This is a genomic window from Nocardia aegles, from assembly GCF_052545135.1.
The window spans coordinates 33,187-54,342 of sequence record NZ_JBQWRI010000004.1 but is presented as its reverse complement, the minus strand read 5'-3'; the positions used below and the strand labels follow the sequence as shown (position 1 = coordinate 54,342).

Here is a 21,156-nt window from a genome sequence, read left to right as displayed (position 1 = left end):
TTCGTTGACACCCGGACGACTTTCGGAACGACCCGTGGAAGAGCTCAGTGAGCGCAATCCACGGGTCGTTTCCGCTGTCAAGCTCCAGCGCGGAGCGCAGCGCCGCAAAGCGGGCCGATTCCTCGCCGAAGGAGCCAATGCCGTCGCCGCGGCCCTGGAGACCGCGCGCGTCCATGAGCTGTTCTATTCGCAGGCGGCCGCCGAACGCGATCACGCGCTGATCGCGGGCGCGTCCGCGGCGGGCGTCCGCACCACGCTGGTCAGCGACCGCGCGGCGGAGCATCTCGCGGAAACGGTCACGGCGCCGGGCTTGGTGGCGGTCTGCGATCTGCTCGACGTGCCCCTGACCCGGATTCTCGACGCCGGACCCCGGATGCTCGCCGTCCCGGTCGAGATGGCCGAGCCGGGGAACGCGGGCACGGTCATCCGAGTCGCCGACGCCGTCGGCGCCGACGGCGTGGTGCTGGCCGGCGACACGGTGGACCCGCACAACGGCAAGTGCGTACGGGCCAGCGCGGGCAGCATCTTCCATGTGCCGATCGCCCGCCACCGCGATGTCGCCGAGACGCTGGATTCGATCGCCGCGGCCGGCCTGACGATCCTCGCGACCGCGGCGAACGGCGAGATCGACCTCGACGACGCCGACGACCTGTTCACCGGGCCGGTGGCCTGGCTGTTCGGCAACGAGGCGCACGGCCTCGACCCGGCCGTCGCCCGACGCGCCGACCACCGCATTCGCATTCCCATCCGCGGCCGGGCGGAGAGCTTGAACCTGGCGACGGCCGCGGCGATCTGCCTCTACGCGAACTCGCGGATCCGCCACCGTGCTTGATCCCCCGCGACTCGCCTCGCGGTCGTCACGGTGAGCAACGTTCCGGGGCGCGCAATCATCGCGCGTCGGGTTTCCGTGGTGAACTGGTCACGACTCATACGAGGCAATCCAGGTGAATTGCCCGTGGCCGATCCAATACCCTTCCGACCCTCGCGCCACACTCGATACAGTCTGAGAGCTTCGTAACGGCACTCCAGCCGAAACGATTGATCTTCAACAGCCGAGCACCAGGGGGTCCCCGTGTCCCAACCGCCGCCGCCGTACCCAGGACCCAACACTGGCCCCGGCTACTCCACATATGGGTCGACACCCCCACCCGGATTCCCTCCCCCGCCCAACTTCCCGCCCCCGCCCGGATACGGGCCGATGCCGCCGCAGCCGCCGAAGAAGCAACTCATCTGGCCGTGGATTGTTATCGGCGGTGTGCTCCTGTTCTGCGGAGGATGTTTCGGACTCGTCAGCGTCGCCGGCAACGACTCCCAATCGGCAGCCAGCACGACAACCCGCCGTGCTGCCGCCATCGCGCCCGCGGAACCAGTGGACTCCCCCGCACCTAAACCAGGCAAATCCATTGCCCCCGCCGGGTCGGCGGTCCGTGACGGACAGTTCGAGTTCCAGGTGACCGCAATCGATCCGCCGAAATCTTCCGTCGGGTCGGGGTTCATGCAGGAGAAGGCCCGCGGAGAGTTCATCGTGATCCACGTCGACATCACGAACACGGGGAGAGCGCCGCGTTCCTACTTCGATGACAACCAGAAGCTTTTCGATGATCAGGGACGCGAGTATGCGAACAACTCGATGGCCGGCCTCAGCCTGGGCGAGGACACCTACACGACGGATCTGAATCCAGGCTTCAAAATCAGCGTGGCAATCGTATTCGATGTCCCGCCCGGTACGGTTCCCGCCACACTTGAATTGCACGACAGCATGTTCTCCGGCGGCGTGAAAGTCGCACTGAAGTAGGGGAATCCACCTGTGTCCTACCCCCCACTCGGTCACCCCACTCCGCAGAAGAAACCCTTCCCTGCGTGGCTGCTGCTGATCGCGTTCATAGTCGCGTTCGCTCTGGTCCTTCTTGCGATGATGATAATAGGCGTCGACCTGGCAAGCGGCGGCCTGGTGCTCTTCTTGCTGGTAGCAGCAGTTGTAGCGGCGATTGTGGTAGCCGTAGGAGCGTTGATCCAGCACCACGGAACGCCCCCCGCGGCACCGCCTGCGGGATGGTACCCGGACAGTGCAGGCATGATGCGTTGGTTTGACGGCAGCCGGTGGACGGAGTTCACGCAGCCGCCGCCGGGCAGCGGCAGCCCTGGTTCCAGCGAATAATCCGCCTTCATCGCACCACGGGCCATCTAATACGATGCGATCGTGGCTGATGACACCAGGTTGACAGACGAATCGCTAGCTGAAGCGGCAGTAGCGGCCGAGAAGGCGTTCGCCGCTGCCGCCGACCTGGATGCGCTCGCGGTCGCGAAAACCGAGCATCTCGGCGGCAAGGCGCCGCTGGCGCTGGCGCAACGCGCGTTGGGCAGCCTGCCCAAGTCGGAGAAGGCCGACGCGGGCAAGCGGGTCAACGTCGCCAGGTCCAGGGTGTCGGAGGCGTTCGAGTCGCGCCGCGCCACGTTGCTGGCCGAGCGCGACGCCGCCGTGCTGGTCGCCGAGACCATCGACGTGACGCTGCCCGCGCGGCGCGTGGCCGTCGGCGCGCGTCATCCCATCACCGTCATCTCCGAGCAGGTCGCCGACGTGTTCGTCGCGATGGGCTGGGAGGTCGCCGAAGGTCCCGAGGTGGAGACCGAGCACTTCAACTTCGACGCGCTGAACTTCCTGCCCGACCATCCGGCGCGCACCATGCAGGACACCTTCCACATCGCGCCGGAGGGCTCGCGCCAGGTGCTGCGCACGCACACCTCGCCGGTGCAGGTGCGCTCGATGCTGGAACGCGAGCTGCCGATCTATGTGGTCTGCCCGGGGCGCACGTTCCGCACCGACGAGCTGGACGCCACGCACACCCCGGTGTTCTCCCAGGTCGAGGGCCTGGCGGTGGACAAGGGCCTGACCATGGCGCATCTGCGCGGCACACTGGACGCGTTCGCCCGTGCGCTGTTCGGGCCGCAGACCCGCACTCGCATGCGCCCCAACTACTTTCCGTTCACCGAGCCCTCCGCCGAGGTCGACGTGTGGTTCCCGGACAAGAAGGGCGGTGCGGGCTGGGTCGAATGGGGTGGCTGCGGCATGGTGAACCCGAAGGTGCTGATCGCCAGCGGGATCGATCCCGAGGTGTACAGCGGGTTCGCCTTCGGCATGGGCCTGGAGCGCACGCTGCAGTTCCGCAACGGCATCCCGGACATGCGCGACATCGTCGAGGGCGACGTGCGTTTCACGCTGCCCTTCGGTATCCGGTCCTGACCCCACCCTTCGATCGAGAGAGCGAAACGTCAAGTGCGAGTAGCGCAGTCCTGGCTGACCGACATCATCCAGCGCACCAACCCGGAGTGGTCGGTGACGCCGGAGGAGCTCGACGCGGGATTCGTCCGGGTCGGGCTGGAAGTCGAAGAGCTCGACAAGCTCGAGCCGATCGCGGGTCCGCAGGAGGGCCCCGGTCCGCTGGTGGTCGGCCGCGTCGCCGAGATCACCGAACTGACCGAGTTCAAAAAGCCGATCCGTTTCTGCACGGTGGACATCGGCGAGCCCGAGTTGCAGGAGATCATCTGCGGCGCGCGGAATTTCCAGGTCGGTGACCTGGTGGTCGTGGTGCTGCCCGGCGGTGTGCTGCCCGGCGGGTTCGAGATCACCTCGCGCAAGACCTACGGCCACGTCTCCAACGGGATGATCTGCTCGGTCGCCGAACTCGGCATCGGCAAGGACCATTCCGGGATCCTGGTGCTGGAACCCGGCACCGCCGAGCCGGGCGCCGACGCCAATGCGCTGCTCGGTTTGGACGACACCGTCATCGAGCTGAACATCACCCCCGACCGCGGTTACTGCTTCTCTGTGCGCGGTCTGGCGCGCGAGCTGGCCTGTGGTTTCGATCTCGACTACGCCGACCCGGCGGTGCGCACCCTGCCCGACCACGAGCAGGAAGCCTGGTCGATCCGGGTGGAGCCGGACTCCCGGTGTACCCGCTTCGCGGCACGGCGGGTCACCGGCGTCGACCCGAAGGCGGTGAGCCCCTGGTGGTTGCAGCGCAGGCTGCTGTTGTCGGGCGTGCGTCCGATCTCGCCCGCGGTGGACGTCACCAACTACGTGATGCTCGAGCTCGGGCAGCCGCTGCACGCCTTCGACGCGAACAAGGTGTCGGGCGGTTTGGTGGTCCGTTCGGCGCACAAGGGCGAGAAGTTGCGCACCCTGGACGACGTGGAGCGCGCGCTCCACACCGAGGATGTGGTGATCGCGGACGATTCCGGCGTCATCTCGCTGGCCGGTGTGATGGGCGGGGCGAGCACCGAGGTCGGCGTGGATAGCACCGACATCCTGCTCGAGGCGGCCACCTGGAATCCGTTGCTGATCTACCGGACCGCGCGCAGGCACAAGCTGGTGTCCGAGGCGGGGAAGCGGTACGAGCGGGTCGTCGATCCCGAGATCAACGTGGCCGCGCTCGATCGGGCGGCCACGCTGCTCGCCGAAATCGCCGGCGGCACCATCGAACCGGTGCTGACCGACGTCCGGGCCCCCGTCCCGGCGCCCGAGCCGATCCGGATGGACATCGACCTGGCCGACCGCGTCGCGGGTGTCACGTATTCGACCGGTACCTCGGCGCGCCGTCTGGCCCAGATCGGCTGCACGGTCGAGGTCGGCGTCAGCGCGGCCGGGCACGGTCAGCTGGTGGTGACTCCGCCGAGCTGGCGGCCCGATCTGGCCCAGCCCGCCGACCTGGTGGAGGAGGTGCTGCGGCTGGAGGGGCTCGAGCAGATCCCGTCCGTGCTGCCGGTCGCACCGGCCGGTCGGGGGCTCACGCCGACCCAGCGCCGTCGCCGTGCCGTCAGCCGCGCGCTGGCGTTCGCCGGTGCCGTGGAGGTCCCGCCGCCGGTGTTCCTGCCCGCCGGAGTGTTCGACACCTGGGGCCTGGACGCCGACGACCCGCGCCGCGCCACCACGAAGGTGCTCAATCCACTCGATGTGGAGCGCGCCGAACTGGCCACCACGCTGCTGCCCGGCTTGCTCGAGGTGGCCGTCCGCAATATTTCCCGGGGCGCGCGCGATCTGGCGATCTACGGCATCGCGCAGGTGGTGCTGCCGAGCGCGACGACGAGGGCGGTCGATCCGCTGCCGGTGGATCGCCGCCCCACCGACGACGAGATCGCCGAACTGCTGGGTTCGCTGCCCGACCAGCCGGTGCACGTGGCCGCCGTCCTGACCGGCCGGCGCGAGCCGCGCGGGCCGTGGGGGCCGGGCCGTCCGGCCGAAGCCGCCGACGCGTTCGCCCTCGCCGACGCCGTCGGTGACGCGGCCGGTGTGACCATCGAGCGCCGTCCGGCGGCCCAGCTGCCTTGGCATCCCGGTCGGTGCGCCGAGTTGGTGGTGGACGGAATAGTCGTCGGCCACGCCGGTGAGCTGCATCCCGCCGTGCTGGAACGTTCTGGTCTGCCGCCGCGCACCTGCGCCGTCGAACTCGATCTGGATGCGCTGCCGCTGCGGGAATCCCGGCCGGTCCCCACGGTGTCGCCGTTCCCCGCGGTGCTCCAGGACGTCTCGGTGAGCGTCGAGAAGACGATCCCGGCTGCGTCGGTCGAGTCCGCACTGCGCACCGGCGGCGGTGAGTTGCTGGAGGACATCGCGTTGTTCGATGTGTACGAGGGCGCTCAGGCGGGTGAAGGACGCAAGTCGCTCACCTACGCTCTGCGTTTCCGTGCCACCGACCGGACCTTGACCGAAGACGAGGCCAGTGCGGCGCGGGACGCGGCCGTCGCGTCGGCGGCCGACGCCGTGGGTGCGGTGCTGCGCGGCTGACGTCGAGTCCCGCGGCGAGAGGGGCCGGAGGGGCGCGGTCTCGCCGGGGTGCGCCCGCTGTCTCCCGTTGTTCGTTTGCGATGGGTCGCCGCGTCGAGCGCCGGTGTCGCGGCACCCGCCCGACCCGGCCTTGCCGGTCCAGGAGTAAGAACGTGGGCATGCGACACCCGGCCCGTCCGATCCTCAACGCGCTGACCTATCTGCCGGAGCGGACGGTGCTGCGGACCCCGGGGGTGTTCGGCATGGAATACACCGAGCTGTTCCTGCCCACCTCGGACGGGGAGACTGTGCACGCATGGTGGATGCCCGCCCGCGATTCGATCGGACACATCCTGTTCGCACACGGTAACGCGGGCAATCTCGGCGACCGGGTGCCGATCTTCGCACTGCTCACCGAGGCCGGTTTCGACGTCCTGGCCTTCGACTATCGCGGCTACGGGCGCAGCACCGGGAAACCGACCGAGCACGGCACCTACTTGGACGCGCACGCCGCGCGCCGGGCGCTGCTGGCACAACCCGGTGTCGATCCGAATCGCGTGCTGTATTTGGGCAAGTCCCTCGGCGGCGGTGTCGTGCTGGAACTCGCCCAACACCATCCGCCGGCCGGAGTGATGCTGATGTCCACCTTCAGCGGCCTGCGCGACGCGGCTCGCTCGGTGTATCCGTTCCTGCCCGCGCCACTGGTGCCGAACGCCTACCCCAACGAACGCCGCATTCGCACACTGCGCGCCCCGGTGCTGATCATGCACGGTGACCAGGACGAACTGCTGCCGCTGCGGCACGCGCAACGGCTCTACGCCGCGGCGCCGGAGCCGAGACGGCTGGTGGTCTTTCCCGGGGCCGGGCACAACGATCTGATCGTCGTCGGCGGCTCGGCCTGGTCCGACCTGGTGCGAGACTGGGCGGGTGCGCGCGTGCGGTCGTGAACGCCTTCGGGTGCGGCGGAGCGTGCGTAGCCTGGCGGTATGAGTGACAACAGCGATTTGGCGAGCCGGTTGGCCGCGCTGTCCGACACGGAGTTGGCCGGTGTCGTGCTGGCCGCCACGGCGGGGCGTCCCGGGTTCGCGGCGGTCCACGCGGCGCTGGTCGGGCTGTTGGAGACCGGTGATGCTGCTGCGGCCGGGAATGTGACTCCGGCCACCGCGCCCGATGGCACCGTGCTCGCATCGCAGACGCCGGGCGTGTCGGGCCAGGTCGGCGGCAGTTCCACGGGACCGGCGGTACCGGTACCGCCGTCGGGTATGCCGGAGCCCGCCGCGAGTGGCGGATATTCGGCCTCCGGCGTCCCTACATTCGAGTCGGTCCGCGATAAGGTCGAGCATCGCTACGGCACCGCCCAGGGGATGGGCGAACTCGATCGGCAGACTCCAGCGGGCCGCAGCGTGGACGAACAATGGCAGGCACGTGAGCAGGCCGCGCGTGAGCGCCTGGACCGGATCCGGAAATCGTTGCACGGCGACGACGTCGACCCGCACCGGCCGTGACCCGCGCTGGGCGCGCCGGACGAGCTGTGATGGGTGGAATTCGATGAGCGAGCCGCGTGAGATCGCCGACCGGCTTCTGGACGCCCAGGTGGCATTCCTGCTCGCCGAAGTGACCGGCGAGCGTTTCGCGGAGGTGGTCGCGCGCGACACCGAGGCCGTGCTCGGGGTCGCCGACACGCTCGTCGTCCGGGACGTGGTGGCGATCGACCAGGCCAAGCAGACCGTGCGCATGGTGGTCGAACTGATCGGCGGCAGTCCGGTGTTCGCCGACATGATGGTGGTGTTCGCCGACTCCATCTACGACCATGTCGCCGCCAACCACGACTACAAGCTCGGCGATGTGGTCGAGCGCGAGCCGGTGGAGGCGCTGCTGGAGAAGATCTTCGGCATGCACCGGGCACAGGAGCGCATCCTGGACCGGCTCACCGAAAGTCCGCTGGTGGCCACGGTCGCGTCGAAGTTCGTGGACAAACTGATCAACGATTTCGTGCAGGCCAATCGGGAGCGCGCCGAGAAGATCCCCGGGGTGTCCTCGCTGATGTCGCTGGGCCAGTCCGCGGCCAACCGCGCCAAGAAGGTCGCCGACGGCACGTTCGTCGGCGACCTGGCGGGCAAGGGCGCCCTGTTCGCGCTCAAGCGCACCAACAACGCCATTCGGGAGATGCTGCGCGACGCGCCGGTGCATGCCGCCGCGATGGAGTTCTGGGATCTGCACGCCGACGAACCGGTCAGCGGTCTGCGCGACTACCTCAGCCAGAAGGACCTCGACGAGCTGGTGCTGCTGTGCTACGAGATCGCCGTCACCACCCGCGAGAAGGAGTACTTCGGCCTGCTCCTGGACGAGTGCGTGGAGGTGTTCTTCACCAAGTACGGCGATTACACCCTGGCGGCCATGCTGCCGGAACTCGGCCTGACCGGTGACGACATCGTCGGGGAGATCCTCCGGTACGGGCCGGCGGTCATCGAGGGTGCGAAGCGCGACGGCGTCCTCGCCCGGCTGATCCGCGAGCGCCTCGCCCCCTTCTACACCTCGGACGAGGTGCTCGGCATCCTCGGGGATGTTTGATCTGCCGTGTTCAGTGCCGGCGCCCGCGGCGCCTGCTCGGTCTTGCTTCGCTCGAAACCTGTAGTCCAGTGTTGTTGGTTGCGTGCGGCGGTAGCCGCGGATCTGAAGCCTGTGCCGATGCCGATGCGGCTGGGTTCCAGTGTCACCGGCCGAATCCCGTATCCGGTGCTGTGCCGGCCGGAGACCGGTTTCACTTCGGTAGCGCCGGGACGATCGCTTCGCCGATGGTGGCCAGGCGATCGCACGGGTTCTGGTCCGCAGTCTTGTCGACCACGATCAGTTGCAGCAGGCCCTGCCGGGCGGGGAAGAGCACGTCGCACATCTGGTCTTTGGCCGCGTCGTCGACGCGGAACTGGCGTCCGGGCCGTCCGGCGATGGTGACGTCCTGGAAGTCGACATTGCCCGGCTTCCGTTCGAACTCGGCCACCGACATGCCGGTGGAGAACACGCCGAGGGTGAAGTCGGCGCCCTTCCAGCCGCAGATCTCCCAGCCGGGCTGCTTCACCCCGCCGACGCCGACCTGCTTGCCGGCCGGGTCGAGTCCGGCGCTCGTCAGCGCGGTATCGGGGATGCCGGTGCAGGGATCGAACAGCCCGGTGGCTGTGCCCACGGCGCTGGTGGCCTGCGTGCTGGTCGCCGCCGGTGCTCCGCCGGACTCGTCGCCGCAGGCGACCGGTCCGAGCGCAAGTGCGATCGCCAAGGGAACCAACGTGATTCGGTGCGCCATCCAGCCCTCTTGCCCTACGGGTGTGTCGCGCCGGACTGTATCAGAATCGCGTCGTGTGGTTTCGCGGCGGGCGAAGGGGGTCACCTGCGCTTCTCCGAACTTTCCGGCGGAGCCGGGCGCGGCCGGTGTGGGCCGCGTCGCATACCGTAGCGAGAGGGCGGGCAATACTGTCTGATGATGGGTGAAACGGTGAGCGAGACCCCACAGGACGCCATCCGGCCGCTGCGCGACGACATCCGGTTCCTCGGTGGCGTGCTCGGTGACACCATTCGCGACCACGAAGGGCCGGAGGTCTTCGACCTCATCGAGCGGGTGCGCGTCGAGGCGTTCCGGGTGCGCCGCGAGGAGGTCGGGCGCAGCGCCGTCGCCGAGATGCTGGACGGCGTGGACATCGCGGTGGCCCTTCCGCTCATCCGCGCGTTCAGCTACTTCGTGCTGCTGGCCAACCTGGCCGAGGACATCCAGCGCGACCGCCGCCGCACCGCACACGAGACGGCGGGCGAACCGCCGCAGGACTCCTCGCTGGCGGCCACCTACCGCAAGCTCGACGCGGCCGCGCTGGACGGAACCCGGGTCGCGGATCTCCTGGCCGACGCGCTGGTGTCGCCGGTGATCACCGCGCACCCGACCGAGACGCGCCGCCGCACCGTCTTCGACGCGCAGGCCCGGATCACCGAGTTGATGCGCCTGCGCCAGCGCTACGGCGAGAACGAACGTGAGCGCGCCGAGCTGGAGCGGCAGATCCGGCGCCAAGTGCTGAGCCTGTGGCGCACCGCGCTGATCCGTTTGGCCCGCTTGCGCATCCAGGACGAGATCTCGGTGGGGCTGCGTTATTACGACCTGACCCTCTTCGACATCATCCCGGCGATCAACGCCGAAGTGCGCGCCGCGCTGCGCTCGCGCTGGCCCGGAGTCGAGCTGCTGCCACGCCCGATGCTGCGTCCCGGCTCCTGGATCGGCGGCGACCGCGACGGAAATCCGTACGTCACCGCCGGGGTGGTGCGGCAGGCCGCCTACCGCGCCGCCGGCGTCGCTTTCGAGCGCTACCTGCGCGAGCTGGTGGAACTGGAGAAGACGCTGTCGTTGTCGGCCCGGCTGGTCGCCGTGACGCCCGAGGTCGCCGCGCTCGCCGAGACCGGATACCCCGATCCGGCCGCGTACGCCGACGAGCCGTATCGCCGTGCGTTGCACCATGTCCGGGCCCGGTTGACGGCCACCGCGCTGGCGGCGCTGGGGGAGGTTCCGCCGAACGGACTCGATGCCGGGGCACGGCCCTACCCGACCCCGCAGGCCGTGCTGGACGACCTGGACGTGGTCGACGCCTCGCTGCGGCGCAGCGGCGACGGCCTGCTCGCCGACGATCGTCTCGCCGCGTTGCGCCATGCCCTGGAAACGTTCGGCTTCCATTTGCAGAGCCTGGACCTGCGCCAGAACTCCGAGGTGCATGAGCAGGTCGTCGCCGAACTGCTGGCCTGGGCCGGGGTGCACCCCGACTACGCGAGCCTGCCGGAGTCGCGCCGGGTGGAACTGCTCGCCGCCGAGCTGCGCACCCGCCGCCCGCTGCTCGGCCCGCACGCACGGCTGAGCGAACTGGCCGGCAAGGAGCTCGACATCGTCCGCGCCGCCCGGGATGTGGTGGGCAGACTCGGCGCGGAGGCGGTGCCGAACTACATCATCAGCATGTGCACGTCGGTCAGCGATCTGCTCGAAGCCGCCCTGCTGTTGAAGGAAGGCGGGCTGCTCGACCCGGGGGAGCCGGACGGACCGCCGAGCTGCCCGGTGGGCATCGTCCCGCTGTTCGAGACCATCGAGGATCTCGGCGCCGGCGCGGCCACGCTGTCGGCTGCGCTGCAGGTGCCGGTCTATCGCGATCTGGTAGCCGCGCAGGGCAGGCGCCAAGAGGTGATGCTCGGCTACTCCGACTCCAACAAGGACGGCGGGTACCTGGCCGCCAACTGGGCGCTGTACCGGGCCGAGCTGGATCTGGTCGAGGTCGCGCGCAAGAGCGGCATCCGGCTGCGGCTGTTCCACGGTCGCGGCGGCACGGTCGGCCGCGGCGGCGGCCGCAGCTACGACGCGATCCTCGCCCAGCCCGCCGGGGCGGTGCGCGGCTCGCTGCGGCTGACCGAGCAGGGTGAGGTGATCGCCGCGAAATACGCCGAACCCGGTGCGGCGCACCGCAATCTGGAGTCGCTGATCGCGGGCACCTTGGAGTCGACGCTGCTGGACGTGGAGGGCCTCGGCGCCGACGCTGAACCGTCCTACCGCATCATGGACGACCTGGCGGCCCGCGCCCGCGCCGCGTACGCGCGGCTGGTGCACGAGACACCCGGATTCGTCGAGTACTTCCGGCAGTCGACGCCGGTCGCCGAGGTGGGCGATCTGAACATCGGCAGCAGGCCGGCCTCGCGCAAGCCGACGAATTCGGTCGCGGACCTGCGCGCGATCCCGTGGGTGATGTCGTGGAGTCAGGCTCGGGTGATGCTACCGGGCTGGTACGGCACCGGCAGCGCGCTGGAGGAGTGGATCGACGGCGACCCCGAGCGGCTGGCCACCTTGGCGGATCTGTACCGCCGCTGGCCGTTCTTCCGCACGGTGCTGTCCAACCTGGCGCAGGTGATGGCCAAGAGCGATCTGGACATCGCCGCGCGCTACGCGGAACTCGTGGACGACGTGGCGTTGCGGGAGCAGATTTTCGGCATGATCCGGGAGGAGCACGCCCGCACCGTCCGCATGCACGCCGCGATCACCGGCAACGATCATCTGCTGGCCGACAACCCGTCGCTGGCCGAGTCCATCCACAACCGTTTCCCCTACCTGGAGCCGCTCAACCAGATGCAGGTGGAACTGCTGCGCCGCCTGCGTGCCGGGGACGACTCCGAACGGGTGAGACGCGGCATCCTGCTGACCATGAACGGCCTGGCCACCGCTCTGCGCAACTCGGGCTAGCCGCCGCAGGCCGAGGTCGGGCAGGGAGGACGACTCGACGAAGCAGCGGTGGCGGCGTCGGCGGACCGCCGGATCGGGCAACGCTGACGCTCCCGCGCCGCGAGTGGTCGATCTGCCGCACACGTTCTTTTGACGGGCGGCGGCGAGCCCCCGGCGACGATGGGAGCTGCGGCCCGGGTGGAGTGATTCTCGGGGCCACGCGCTCACGGCCCGGCGTCAGGTGTTCGAAGCGATCAGAGCGCGCACCAACCGATCCAGGGCCGGACGGGGATCGAAGTCCGGCGTGGGATCCACCAACTGGTGCAGGATGATGCCCTCGAGCTGGCCGACCAGGATCTGCGTCGTCGCCTGATCGCCGCCGAAGCCCGCCAGCAGGCCGGCGGCCCATTCGGTCAGTCTGCGGTGGGAGCCGCGCATCGTCTGGCGTAACGCGGGCGAGGTCTGTGCCTCGTGGGACAGCGCGTAGCGCGCCAGCGTCCGCGTGCGGTCGGTCCGCACCGCGTGGACGACGAAGGCGGCCGTGTCGTCGACGAGTTCCTCGATGGTGCCAGGCGTGGGTTGCCGGTTGCGCGCCTGCCAATCCACGTCGTCGCGGGCTTCGAGTCGTTCGGCGACCCCGGTCAGCAGCGCCGCACGGGTGCGAAAGTAGTTGGACGCCGATCCTGCCGGTATGCCCGCGACCTCGTCGACCGCGCGGTGGGTCAGGGCTCGGATGCCGCGGGAGCCGAGCAGTTCGATCGCCGCGTCCAGGACGAGCTCACGCTTGCTGGACATATCTCGATACTACGGCGGTAGTGCCACCTGTTACAGCTCGACGCCGTCGCACTGCATTCGACGGTGAGCGCCGTACCGTCGTCACCATGACCACTTGGAGCCGGTTCACCGAAGAAGCACCGCACGTCGCCGAGATCTTCCTGCGCAGGCACCGCGCGGCGGGCAATCTCTGCCTGCTCGGCACCATTCGTTCGGACGGATCGCCGCGGATCAGTCCGATCGAGCCGCGCGTGTTCGAGGATTTCCTGGTGCTCGCGGGGATGCCGGGCACGACCAAGTTCCGCGATCTGGCCCGCGATCCGCGCTTCTGCCTGCACACCGCCACGGTGGACACGACCGTGTCCGATGGCGACGCCAAACTTTTCGGTACCGTCGTCGAACTGCCCGACCGCGCCGTGCACGTGCGCTTCGCCCAGCACCTGTTCGACGAGACCGGCTTCGACATCCGCGGCCAGGAGTTCGACCACTTCTACGTCGCCGATCTCACCGGCGCCTCGACGGTGGAGGTCGCGGGCGACCACCTCGACATCACCATCTGGAAACCGGGCGAGGGCGAACGCGTGGTGCGCAAGCACTGACCCGACGCCATGCCCGGCCGCGGGCTGCTCGACGCGACCGAAGGCTTCGCGCTCGCGCCCCGGGGGCTCGAATGCCGGCTGCTGGACACGCGCCCGAACTACTGCGCTGACCTGCGGCGGTCCGATGCGGCATGTCGTGCGCGACCGATCCCGCCCGCCCACCCGTTTTATGCTGTCAGGCGGCGGGTATCCGCTGGTCGTGACCGCGCCCGCCGACCAGGCTGTGAATGAGCTTGCATAATCATGCATAATCATCACATGGTTGATTCCTCGGGCGGACCCGTCGTGCGGGTCGCGGTAGCCGGTGCCAGCGGGTACGCGGGCGGCGAAGTGTTGCGTCTGCTGCTGGGGCATCCGGCCTACCGAACCGGGCGCCTCGTCATCGGGGCGCTGACCGCGGGTTCGAATGCGGGCACTCCGCTGGGGGAGTTGCAGCCGCATCTGCTGCCGCTGGCCGATCGGGTGCTCGCGCCGACCACGGCCGTCGAGTTGGCCGGGCACGATGTGGTCTTCCTCGGCCTGCCGCACGGCCAGTCCGCGGCCATCGCCGCCGAGTTGCCCGAGTCCACTGTGATCATCGACTGCGGCGCCGACTTCCGGCTCACCGACCCCGAGGCCTGGGAAAAATACTACGGCAGCCCGCACGCGGGCAGCTGGCCCTACGGTTTGCCCGAGCTGCCCGGCGGCCGGGAGAAGTTGCGCGCGGCGACCCGGATCGCGGTCCCCGGCTGCTATCCGACCGTCGCCAGCCTCGCGCTGGCTCCCGCCGTCGCCGCGGGCATCGTGCAGCCCACCGTGCACGTGGTCGCGGTGAGCGGCACTTCCGGTGCCGGTCGCAAGCCGGACATCGGGCTGCTGGGCTCGGAGGTGATGGGTTCGGCGCGGGCCTACGGGATCGCGGGCGCGCACCGGCACACCCCGGAGATCGCGCAGAACCTCAGGGCGGCCGGCGGCACGGACGTCACGGTGTCCTTCACGCCGGTGCTCGCGCCGATGCCGCGCGGCATCCTCGCCACCTGCACCGCGCCGACCCGCGTCGACGCCGCGCAGGCCCGCGCGGTCTATGAAAAAGCCTATGCCGACGAGCCTTTCGTGCACCTGCTGCCGGAAGGCGTGCTGCCGCAGACCGGGTCGGTGCTCGGCTCCAACGCGGTCACCCTGCAGGTGGCCGTGGACGCCGACGCGGGCCTGCTCGTGGTGATCGGCGCGATCGACAACTTGACCAAGGGCACCGCGGGCGCCGCGGTGCAATCGATGAACCTGGCCCTCGGATTCGAGGAGACCGAAGGACTTTCCACCGTAGGAGTGGCACCGTGACGTCGACCGACACCGACACCGACACCGCCGGCGGCAAGCTGGTCCGCACCCAGGGCGTGACCGCACCGCTCGGCTTCCGCGCGGCGGGCATCGCCGCGGGCATCAAGGCCAGCGGCAAGCCGGACCTGGCGCTGGTGTTCAACGAGGGGCCGGAGTACCCGGCCGCGGGCGTGTTCACCCGCAACAAGGTGAAGGCCGCTCCGGTGCTGTGGTCCCAGCAGGTGCTGACCGGCAAGCGGTTGCGCGCGGTGATCCTCAACTCCGGCGGCGCCAACGCCTGCACCGGTCCGGGCGGATTCCAGGACACGCACAAGACCGCCGAGGAACTCGCCGCCGCGCTGAGCAATTGGGGCACCGAGACCGGGGCGGGGGAGATCGCGGTCTGCTCGACCGGGCTGATCGGCGACCGGCTCCCGATGGACAAGCTGCTCCCCGCCGTCACCGAGATCGTGCACGAGATGGGCGGTGGCCTCTCCGGCGGCTCGGATGCCGCCTGGGCCATCATGACCACCGACACCGTGCCCAAGGAGGCGGCGTTCCACCACCGCGACAAGTGGAACGTCGGCGGCATGGCGAAGGGCGCGGGCATGCTCGCCCCGTCGCTGGCGACCATGCTGGTGGTGCTCACCACCGACGCGGCGGTGACCGCCGATCAACTCGACCACGCGCTGCGCAACGCCGCCGCGCGCACGTTCGACCGGCTCGACGTGGACGGCTCCTGCTCCACCAACGACACCGTGCTGCTGCTGGCCAACGGCGCCAGCGAGGTCAGCCCGAGCCAGGAGGAACTGGACGCCGCCGTGCTCGCGGTCTGCGACGATCTGGCCGCCCAGCTGATGGCCGACGCCGAGGGCGTCACCAAGCGGGTGCTGGTCACCGTCGCGGGCGCGGCCTCCGAGGACGAGGCAGTGGCCGCGGCGCGCACCGTCGCCCGCGACAGCCTGGTCAAGACGGCGCTGTTCGGGTCCGACCCGAACTGGGGCCGGGTGCTCGCGGCGGTCGGTATGGCGCCGGTGACCTTGGACCCGAACCGGATCTCGGTGTCGTTCAACGGCAAACCGGTGTGCGTCGATGGCGTCGGCACGCCCGGCGCACGCGAGGTCGATCTGTCCGGCGCCGACATCGAGGTGCTGATCGACCTGAACGTCGGCTCCGCGCGGGCGACCATCCGCACCACCGACCTCTCGCACGGTTACGTCGAAGAGAACTCGGCCTACAGCTCATGACCAGCGAGGTGCTGCACACGCTTTCGGCGCTCGACAAGGCGCACGTCCTGGCCGACGCCCTGCCGTGGTTGCAGAGGTTCCGGGACAAGATCGTCGTCGTGAAGTACGGCGGCAACGCCATGGTCGACGACGACCTCAAGCGGGCCTTCGCCGCCGACATGGCGTTCCTGCGCACGGTCGGCGTGCACCCGGTGGTGGTGCACGGCGGCGGACCGCAGATCAGCGCGATGCTGCGAAAGCTCGGCCTGCACGGCGAATTCCGTGGCGGCTTCCGGGTGACCACGCCCGAGGTGATGGACGTGGTGCGGATGGTGCTGTTCGGTCAGGTCGGTCGCGAGCTGGTCGGGTTGATCAACTCGCACGGCCCGTACGCGGTGGGCATCTCCGGCGAGGACGCGGGGCTGTTCACCGCGACCCGCCGCACGGTCGAGGTGGACGGCGAGCCCACCGACATCGGGCTGGTCGGCGATGTCACCGAGGTGAATCCGGATGCCGTGCTGGATCTGATCGGCGCCGGCCGCATCCCCGTGGTGTCGACCATCGCGCCCGACGCCGACGGAGTGGTGCACAACATCAACGCCGACACCGCCGCCGCGGCGCTGGCCGAGGGCATCGGCGCCGAGAAACTGGTGATGCTCACCGACGTCGAGGGTCTGTACACGAACTGGCCGGACCGGTCCTCGCTCACCTCCAGCATCGATACCGGCGCGCTCGCCGAGTTGCTCCCGCGCCTGGATGCGGGCATGGTGCCGAAGATGGAAGCCTGCTTGCGCGCCGTGACGGCCGGGGTGCCCACCGCGCATGTCATCGACGGCCGGGTCCCGCACGCCGTGCTGCTGGAACTGTTCACCGGAGAAGGAATCGGAACGATGGTGACCCCCGCCCCGCTCATCCCGAACGGGTCCGGCGCACCGAACGGAACGAAACAATGAGCACAGCTGAACTGCAGCAGCGGTGGTCCGCCGCGCTGATGAACAACTACGGCACACCGAAGGTCGCGCTGGTGCGCGGCGCGGGGGCCGTGGTCTACGACGCGGATGGCAAGCGCTACGTCGATTTCCTCGGGGGCATCGCCGTCAACAGCCTCGGGCACGCCCACCCGGCGATCCTGGAGGCGGTCACCCAGCAGCTCGGCACGCTCGGGCACGTGTCGAATCTGTACGTCAGCGAGCCGGTCGTCGAGCTGGCCGAGCGGTTGCTCGCGCACTTCGGCGACGGCGAGGGCCGGGCGTTCTTCTGTAACTCCGGCGCCGAGGCCCTCGAGGCGGCGTTCAAGATCGCTCGGCTGACCGGGCGGTCCAAGATCGTCGCCTGCGAGGAGGCCTTCCACGGCCGCACCATGGGCGCGCTCGCCCTCACCGGGCAGCCGTCCAAACGGACTCCGTTCGAACCGATGCCGCCCGGCGTCGTGCACGTGCCCTACGGTGACGCCGCGGCGCTGGAGGCCGCGGTGGACGAGGACACCGCCGCGGTCTTCCTCGAGCCCATGCTGGGGGAGAGCGGTGTGGTGGTGCCGCCGCTGGACTACCTGGCCAAGGCACGGGAAATCACCGCGCGCGAGGGTGCGCTGCTGGTGCTCGACGAAGTGCAGACCGGCATCGGCCGCACCGGGAAGTTCTACGCCCACCAGGCCGTCGGCATCGTGCCGGACGTGATCACCCTGGCCAAGGGTCTCGGCGGCGGACTGCCGATCGGCGCCGTGCTGGCCACCGGGCGGGCGGCCGATCTGCTCACCCCCGGCATGCACGGCACCACCTTCGGCGGCAATCCGGTATGCGCCGCGGCGGCGCTAGCGGTGCTGCGCACCATCGACGAGACCGATCTGCTCGCGCACGTCGAGTCGGTCGGCAAGCGGCTCAGCGACGGCATCGAGCAGCTCCAGCATCCGCTCATCGATCGGGTGCGCGGTGCGGGCCTGCTGCTGGGGATCGTGCTCACCGACGAAGTGTCCGCGCACGTCGAGACGCGCGCGCGGGAGGCGGGCTACCTGGTCAACCCGCCCAAGCCCGACGTGATCCGGCTGGCGCCGCCGCTGGTGCTCACCGAGACCCAGGCCGATAATTTCGTCGCCGACCTGCCGGGAATCCTCGACGCGGCGCTCGCGGATGCGAAAGGAGCTGCGGCGCAATGACTTCCGTGCGGCATTTCCTGCGTGACGACGACGTCAGCCCGGCCGAGCAGGCCGAGATCCTCGCCCTGGCGGCCGAACTCAAGAAGTCGCCGTTCGCGCGGCGCCCGCTCGACGGCCCCCGCGGCGTCGGCGTGATCTTCGAGAAGAACTCCACCCGCACCCGGTTCTCCTTCGAGATGGGCATCGCCCAGCTCGGCGGTCACGCCGTGGTCGTCGACGGCCGCGACACCCAGCTGGGCCGGGAGGAGACGCTCGGCGACACCGGCCGGGTACTGTCCCGATACGTGGACGCCATCGTGTGGCGCACCTTCGAGCAGTCCCGGCTGGAGGAGATGGCCGCCACCGCGACCGTGCCGGTGGTCAACGCGCTGTCCAACGAGTTCCATCCCTGCCAGGTGCTCGCGGACCTGCAAACCCTCGCCGAGCACAAGGGCGATCTGACCGGCCGCGAACTGGCCTACTTCGGCGACGGCGCCAACAACATGGCGCATTCGCTGCTGCTCGGCGGCGTCACAGCGGGTCTGAACGTGACCATCGCCGCGCCCACCGGTTTCGAGCCGCAGCCGTGGGTGGTGGAGGCCGCACGCAAGCGGGCCGCCGAGACCGGCGCCACCGTCACGGTGACCGGCGACCCGGTCGCCGCCGCCTGGGGCGCCGACGCCCTGGTCACCGACACCTGGACCTCCATGGGACAGGAGAACGACGGCCTGGACCGGGTGAGCCCGTTCCGTCCGTTCCAGCTCAACGCCGATCTGCTCGCCCACGCCAAGCCGGATGCGGTTGTGCTGCACTGCCTTCCCGCGCACCGCGGCGAAGAAGTCACCGATGAGGTGCTCGACGGGCCGCACAGCGTGGTGTGGGACGAGGCGGAGAACCGTCTGCACGCGCAGAAGGCGCTGCTGGTCTGGCTGCTGGAGCGACGATCCGGGGGCTCGGTGTGAGCGGTTCAGAGCCCAGCGAGGTGCGGCGGTGAGGGAGTGCCGGCGAGCGCGCCGAGAGCTCATCGCTCAGCCGCGTACGACGAGCCCACGCCCCAGTGAGGCACGGTCGTGAGCGTCTCGCAGTCGGAATCGGGACGAAGCGGACCCGCCATCGCACGCACCCGCGCCGGGCGGCAGTCCCGCATCATCGAACTGCTGTCCGCGCACGCGGTGCGCAGCCAGACCGAGCTGGCGGCGCTGCTGGCGGCCGAGGGCATCGAGACCACCCAGGCGACGCTGTCGCGCGACCTGGACGAACTGGGTGCGGTGAAACTGCGCGCCGCCGACGGCGGCGCGGGCGTCTACGTGGTGCCCGAGGACGGCAGCCCCGTCCGCGGCGTCACCGGCGGCACCGACCGGCTGTCCAAACTGCTCGGCGATCTGCTGGTCTCCACCGACGCCAGCGGCAACATCGCGGTCCTGCGCACCCCACCGGGCGCGGCGCACTACCTGGCGAGCGCCCTCGACCGCGCTGCCCTGCCGTACATCGTCGGCACTATCGCGGGTGACGACACTATCGCGGTCATCGCGCGCGAGCCGCTGACCGGGGCCGAGGTGGCCGCGAAGATCGAACAGCTGGCCTGAGCGGCTCGCCCGCCTGCCGGTCTCGATTTCGACGATGCCGGGGTGGGATTATCCCTTCCCGCACGTGAATTCCGTGACCAGTACCAGTTTTTCGCCGCGGGATACTTCGTCGCGTTGGGTGTCCGACAGCTTGTCGACTGTGCGTAGTGCGTCTCCGCCGACCACGCGATCGACGCTGATGTGACAACCGTCCGCGTAATTACCGTAGACCAGCCAGTAGGAACCTGCTGGGCCAAGAGGGCTACCGCTCTTTTCCCGTAATGCCGCACCGGGGGAGATTATGCGGTCTTGTGGTCGGTCGACCGCGGGGCCGATGAAGACCTTCGATACGACCAAGATACCGAGATTCTCCTTTTCGGTGGATACAGTTTCGTATCCGGTCACTTCGGTAGCGGAGGCATGCCGCATCTCCGGGGGCGGGTCCAGCTTCTGACGGATCGCGCCCCAGACGACCAGGACGACCAGGCCTACCGGTGCGATGATGCAGATGGCGAGGATGCCTGATCCGGTGAATCGCCCGAACTGACGCATCCGTTGGGCTATCGACATGTGTAGGCTCCATCGATCATTCGGAAGCTCTCGCGTACGAGCCCTCGTTCATATGGGACTGTAAGCCGCCGTCCCCATCTGGACAGGACAGCGATGGGATGGCAGCGAACGAACAGGGGCGACTGGACGGCCACTTAAAGGTTGCTAACCCTCCCCGCATGTGAATTGGGCAATCAGTACCAGCTTTTCACCACGCGATACTTCGTCGCGTTGGGTGTCCGAAAGCTTGTCGACTGTACGTAGTGGGTCTCCGCCGTCCACGCGATCGACGCTGATGTGACAACCGTCTGGGTAGTCACCATAGACCAGCCAATACTCGCCGGGCCGGCCCGGTCTGCCGATTTCCTCGAGGACCGCGCCGGGGGAGATTATACGGTCCTGTGGTCGGTCGACTACGGGGCCGATGAAAATCTTCGAAACGAGCAGGCCGCCGAGATACTTCTTTTCGGTGGAGACTGTTTCGTATCCGGTCACTTCGGTTGCGGAAGCATGCCGCAACTCCAGGGGCGGATCCAGATGCTTACGGATCATGCCGCCGATGACCAGGACGACGAGGCCGACCGGGACGATTATGCAGACGGCAAGGATGCCTAATCCGGTGAAGCGCCCGAGCTGACGCATCCGTTGGGCTATCGACATGTGTAGGCTCCATCGATCAATTTGGAAGCTTTCGCGTACGATCCCTCGTTCATTTGGAGGTATTTCTTGACTTGCGGGCCGAGTTCTGCCTGCTTAAGATAATCCTTCATGGCCAACTCCGAATTGTATCCGGCGGCCATGAAATCGTTGTTGTTGTACTTCTCTTTCATCTGGGCCGGGACATGCGAACTGTACTGCTCCCGAATTCGTTTCAGAGTGTATGCTGCCGCCTTGATCGCCACCGAGTCATCGTACTGAACCCGCGCCCAGGGGATCGAACCGAATTGATCGGGGTACGCTTTCCGTAATTCTTGGTAGGTCTTTTCTTTGATGTTGGTCAGCCCCAGAGACATTCCCAGTGCGACCGCC

21 protein-coding genes are annotated in these 21,156 nt (G+C 68.9%); 16 read left to right on the top strand and 5 right to left on the bottom strand.

The window, feature by feature from the left end; translation table 11 throughout:
* Positions 1 to 34: 34 nt before the first annotated feature.
* From ACT89H_RS13665 to ACT89H_RS13630, 8 genes are all read left to right on the top strand, one after another.
* Positions 35 to 832, top strand: coding sequence for a TrmH family RNA methyltransferase (locus ACT89H_RS13665; RefSeq protein ID WP_445108966.1), 798 nt, complete (start codon positions 35 to 37; stop codon positions 830 to 832).
* A 366-nt stretch (positions 833 to 1,198) separates the two neighbouring features.
* Entirely contained in the window at positions 1,199 to 1,795 is a 597-nt protein-coding gene (locus ACT89H_RS13660) for a DUF4352 domain-containing protein (RefSeq protein WP_445108965.1), read from the top strand.
* Between the two features lie 117 nt (positions 1,796 to 1,912).
* Complete coding sequence (locus tag ACT89H_RS13655) at positions 1,913 to 2,158, top strand: DUF2510 domain-containing protein (RefSeq protein WP_445109322.1); 246 nt, start codon at positions 1,913 to 1,915, stop codon at positions 2,156 to 2,158.
* A gap of 39 nt (positions 2,159 to 2,197) precedes the next feature.
* On the top strand, positions 2,198 to 3,241 hold the full coding sequence (gene pheS / locus ACT89H_RS13650; RefSeq protein WP_445109321.1) for a phenylalanine--tRNA ligase subunit alpha: 1,044 nt from the start codon (positions 2,198 to 2,200) through the stop codon (positions 3,239 to 3,241).
* 33 nt (positions 3,242 to 3,274) lie between these two features.
* A complete protein-coding gene (gene pheT, locus ACT89H_RS13645; protein WP_445108964.1) occupies positions 3,275 to 5,782 on the top strand; it encodes a phenylalanine--tRNA ligase subunit beta in 2,508 nt (835 codons plus the stop codon).
* 158 nt (positions 5,783 to 5,940) lie between these two features.
* Positions 5,941 to 6,708 carry an alpha/beta hydrolase gene (locus tag ACT89H_RS13640; protein ID WP_445109320.1) on the top strand — a complete coding sequence of 256 codons (768 nt, stop codon included), beginning with the start codon at positions 5,941 to 5,943 and terminating at the stop codon, positions 6,706 to 6,708.
* A 39-nt stretch (positions 6,709 to 6,747) separates the two neighbouring features.
* On the top strand, positions 6,748 to 7,266 hold the full coding sequence (locus ACT89H_RS13635) for a PspA/IM30 family protein (RefSeq protein ID WP_445108963.1): 519 nt from the start codon (positions 6,748 to 6,750) through the stop codon (positions 7,264 to 7,266).
* A 43-nt stretch (positions 7,267 to 7,309) separates the two neighbouring features.
* Complete coding sequence (locus ACT89H_RS13630; protein WP_445108962.1) at positions 7,310 to 8,332, top strand: hypothetical protein; 1,023 nt, start codon at positions 7,310 to 7,312, stop codon at positions 8,330 to 8,332.
* Positions 8,333 to 8,522: 190 nt separating this feature from the next.
* Here the strand turns inward: ACT89H_RS13630 and ACT89H_RS13625 are convergent, their stop codons facing one another.
* Positions 8,523 to 9,059: a DUF3558 domain-containing protein gene (locus tag ACT89H_RS13625; RefSeq protein ID WP_445108961.1), complete on the bottom strand. Its 537-nt coding sequence runs from the start codon at positions 9,057 to 9,059 to the stop codon at positions 8,523 to 8,525.
* 177 nt (positions 9,060 to 9,236) lie between these two features.
* Here ACT89H_RS13625 and ppc point away from each other — a divergent pair, with 177 nt between their 5' ends.
* A complete protein-coding gene (ppc, locus tag ACT89H_RS13620) occupies positions 9,237 to 12,008 on the top strand; it encodes a phosphoenolpyruvate carboxylase (protein WP_445108960.1) in 2,772 nt (923 codons plus the stop codon).
* Between the two features lie 216 nt (positions 12,009 to 12,224).
* Here the strand turns inward: ppc and ACT89H_RS13615 are convergent, their stop codons facing one another.
* Entirely contained in the window at positions 12,225 to 12,782 is a 558-nt protein-coding gene (locus ACT89H_RS13615; RefSeq protein ID WP_445108959.1) for a TetR/AcrR family transcriptional regulator, read from the bottom strand.
* An 86-nt stretch (positions 12,783 to 12,868) separates the two neighbouring features.
* Here ACT89H_RS13615 and ACT89H_RS13610 point away from each other — a divergent pair, with 86 nt between their 5' ends.
* The 7 genes from ACT89H_RS13610 to ACT89H_RS13580 all read left to right on the top strand — a co-directional run bounded on the left by ACT89H_RS13610 (position 12,869) and on the right by ACT89H_RS13580 (position 19,599).
* Positions 12,869 to 13,360 (top strand): pyridoxamine 5'-phosphate oxidase family protein, encoded by a 492-nt coding sequence (locus ACT89H_RS13610; protein WP_445108958.1) that lies wholly within the window; start codon positions 12,869 to 12,871, stop codon positions 13,358 to 13,360.
* Positions 13,361 to 13,618: 258 nt separating this feature from the next.
* Positions 13,619 to 14,677: an N-acetyl-gamma-glutamyl-phosphate reductase gene (argC, locus tag ACT89H_RS13605; RefSeq protein WP_445108957.1), complete on the top strand. Its 1,059-nt coding sequence runs from the start codon at positions 13,619 to 13,621 to the stop codon at positions 14,675 to 14,677.
* A complete protein-coding gene (gene argJ, locus ACT89H_RS13600) occupies positions 14,674 to 15,903 on the top strand; it encodes a bifunctional glutamate N-acetyltransferase/amino-acid acetyltransferase ArgJ (RefSeq protein ID WP_445108956.1) in 1,230 nt (409 codons plus the stop codon). Before argC ends, argJ begins: the two co-directional genes overlap by 4 nt.
* Positions 15,900 to 16,835 (top strand): acetylglutamate kinase, encoded by a 936-nt coding sequence (gene argB / locus ACT89H_RS13595; protein ID WP_445108955.1) that lies wholly within the window; start codon positions 15,900 to 15,902, stop codon positions 16,833 to 16,835. The genes argJ and argB overlap by 4 nt, the downstream gene beginning before the upstream one ends.
* Positions 16,832 to 18,034, top strand: a complete 1,203-nt coding sequence (locus ACT89H_RS13590) for an acetylornithine transaminase (protein WP_445108954.1) — start codon at positions 16,832 to 16,834, stop codon at positions 18,032 to 18,034. Before argB ends, ACT89H_RS13590 begins: the two co-directional genes overlap by 4 nt.
* Complete coding sequence (argF, locus tag ACT89H_RS13585) at positions 18,031 to 18,975, top strand: ornithine carbamoyltransferase (RefSeq protein ID WP_445108953.1); 945 nt, start codon at positions 18,031 to 18,033, stop codon at positions 18,973 to 18,975. The genes ACT89H_RS13590 and argF overlap by 4 nt, the downstream gene beginning before the upstream one ends.
* A 108-nt stretch (positions 18,976 to 19,083) precedes the next feature.
* Positions 19,084 to 19,599 (top strand): arginine repressor, encoded by a 516-nt coding sequence (locus ACT89H_RS13580; RefSeq protein WP_051020632.1) that lies wholly within the window; start codon positions 19,084 to 19,086, stop codon positions 19,597 to 19,599.
* A gap of 48 nt (positions 19,600 to 19,647) precedes the next feature.
* On the opposite strand, the gene ACT89H_RS13575 is transcribed toward ACT89H_RS13580, so the two are convergent.
* From ACT89H_RS13575 to ACT89H_RS13565, 3 genes are all read right to left on the bottom strand, one after another.
* Positions 19,648 to 20,148, bottom strand: coding sequence for a hypothetical protein (locus ACT89H_RS13575; RefSeq protein ID WP_445108952.1), 501 nt, complete (start codon positions 20,146 to 20,148; stop codon positions 19,648 to 19,650).
* Positions 20,149 to 20,292: 144 nt separating this feature from the next.
* The gene (locus tag ACT89H_RS13570) at positions 20,293 to 20,787 is read right to left on the bottom strand and encodes a hypothetical protein (RefSeq protein ID WP_445108951.1); all 495 of its coding nucleotides are present in this window, start codon (positions 20,785 to 20,787) and stop codon (positions 20,293 to 20,295) included.
* The gene (locus ACT89H_RS13565; protein ID WP_445108950.1) at positions 20,778 to 21,140 is read right to left on the bottom strand and encodes a hypothetical protein; all 363 of its coding nucleotides are present in this window, start codon (positions 21,138 to 21,140) and stop codon (positions 20,778 to 20,780) included. The genes ACT89H_RS13570 and ACT89H_RS13565 overlap by 10 nt, the downstream gene beginning before the upstream one ends.
* Positions 21,141 to 21,156: the final 16 nt, after the last annotated feature.

What these genes read in the sequence shown, in the direction of transcription:
- ACT89H_RS13660 (WP_445108965.1), top strand. Translation starts at nt 1,199, where the DNA reads ATGCCGCCGCAGCCGCCGAAGAAGCAACTCATCTGGCCGTGGATTGTT.
- ACT89H_RS13655 (WP_445109322.1), top strand. Translation starts at nt 1,913, where the DNA reads ATGATGATAATAGGCGTCGACCTGGCAAGCGGCGGCCTGGTGCTCTTC.
- ACT89H_RS13640 (WP_445109320.1), top strand. Translation starts at nt 5,941, where the DNA reads ATGCGACACCCGGCCCGTCCGATCCTCAACGCGCTGACCTATCTGCCG.
- ACT89H_RS13635 (WP_445108963.1), top strand. Translation starts at nt 6,748, where the DNA reads ATGAGTGACAACAGCGATTTGGCGAGCCGGTTGGCCGCGCTGTCCGAC.
- ACT89H_RS13630 (WP_445108962.1), top strand. Translation starts at nt 7,310, where the DNA reads ATGAGCGAGCCGCGTGAGATCGCCGACCGGCTTCTGGACGCCCAGGTG.
- ACT89H_RS13625 (WP_445108961.1), bottom strand. Translation starts at nt 9,059, where the DNA reads ATGGCGCACCGAATCACGTTGGTTCCCTTGGCGATCGCACTTGCGCTC.
- ppc (WP_445108960.1), top strand. Translation starts at nt 9,237, where the DNA reads ATGGGTGAAACGGTGAGCGAGACCCCACAGGACGCCATCCGGCCGCTG.
- ACT89H_RS13615 (WP_445108959.1), bottom strand. Translation starts at nt 12,782, where the DNA reads ATGTCCAGCAAGCGTGAGCTCGTCCTGGACGCGGCGATCGAACTGCTC.
- ACT89H_RS13610 (WP_445108958.1), top strand. Translation starts at nt 12,869, where the DNA reads ATGACCACTTGGAGCCGGTTCACCGAAGAAGCACCGCACGTCGCCGAG.
- argC (WP_445108957.1), top strand. Translation starts at nt 13,619, where the DNA reads ATGGTTGATTCCTCGGGCGGACCCGTCGTGCGGGTCGCGGTAGCCGGT.
- argB (WP_445108955.1), top strand. Translation starts at nt 15,900, where the DNA reads ATGACCAGCGAGGTGCTGCACACGCTTTCGGCGCTCGACAAGGCGCAC.
- ACT89H_RS13590 (WP_445108954.1), top strand. Translation starts at nt 16,832, where the DNA reads ATGAGCACAGCTGAACTGCAGCAGCGGTGGTCCGCCGCGCTGATGAAC.
- argF (WP_445108953.1), top strand. Translation starts at nt 18,031, where the DNA reads ATGACTTCCGTGCGGCATTTCCTGCGTGACGACGACGTCAGCCCGGCC.
- ACT89H_RS13575 (WP_445108952.1), bottom strand. Translation starts at nt 20,148, where the DNA reads ATGTCGATAGCCCAACGGATGCGTCAGTTCGGGCGATTCACCGGATCA.
- ACT89H_RS13570 (WP_445108951.1), bottom strand. Translation starts at nt 20,787, where the DNA reads ATGTCGATAGCCCAACGGATGCGTCAGCTCGGGCGCTTCACCGGATTA.
- ACT89H_RS13565 (WP_445108950.1), bottom strand. Translation starts at nt 21,140, where the DNA reads ATGTCTCTGGGGCTGACCAACATCAAAGAAAAGACCTACCAAGAATTA.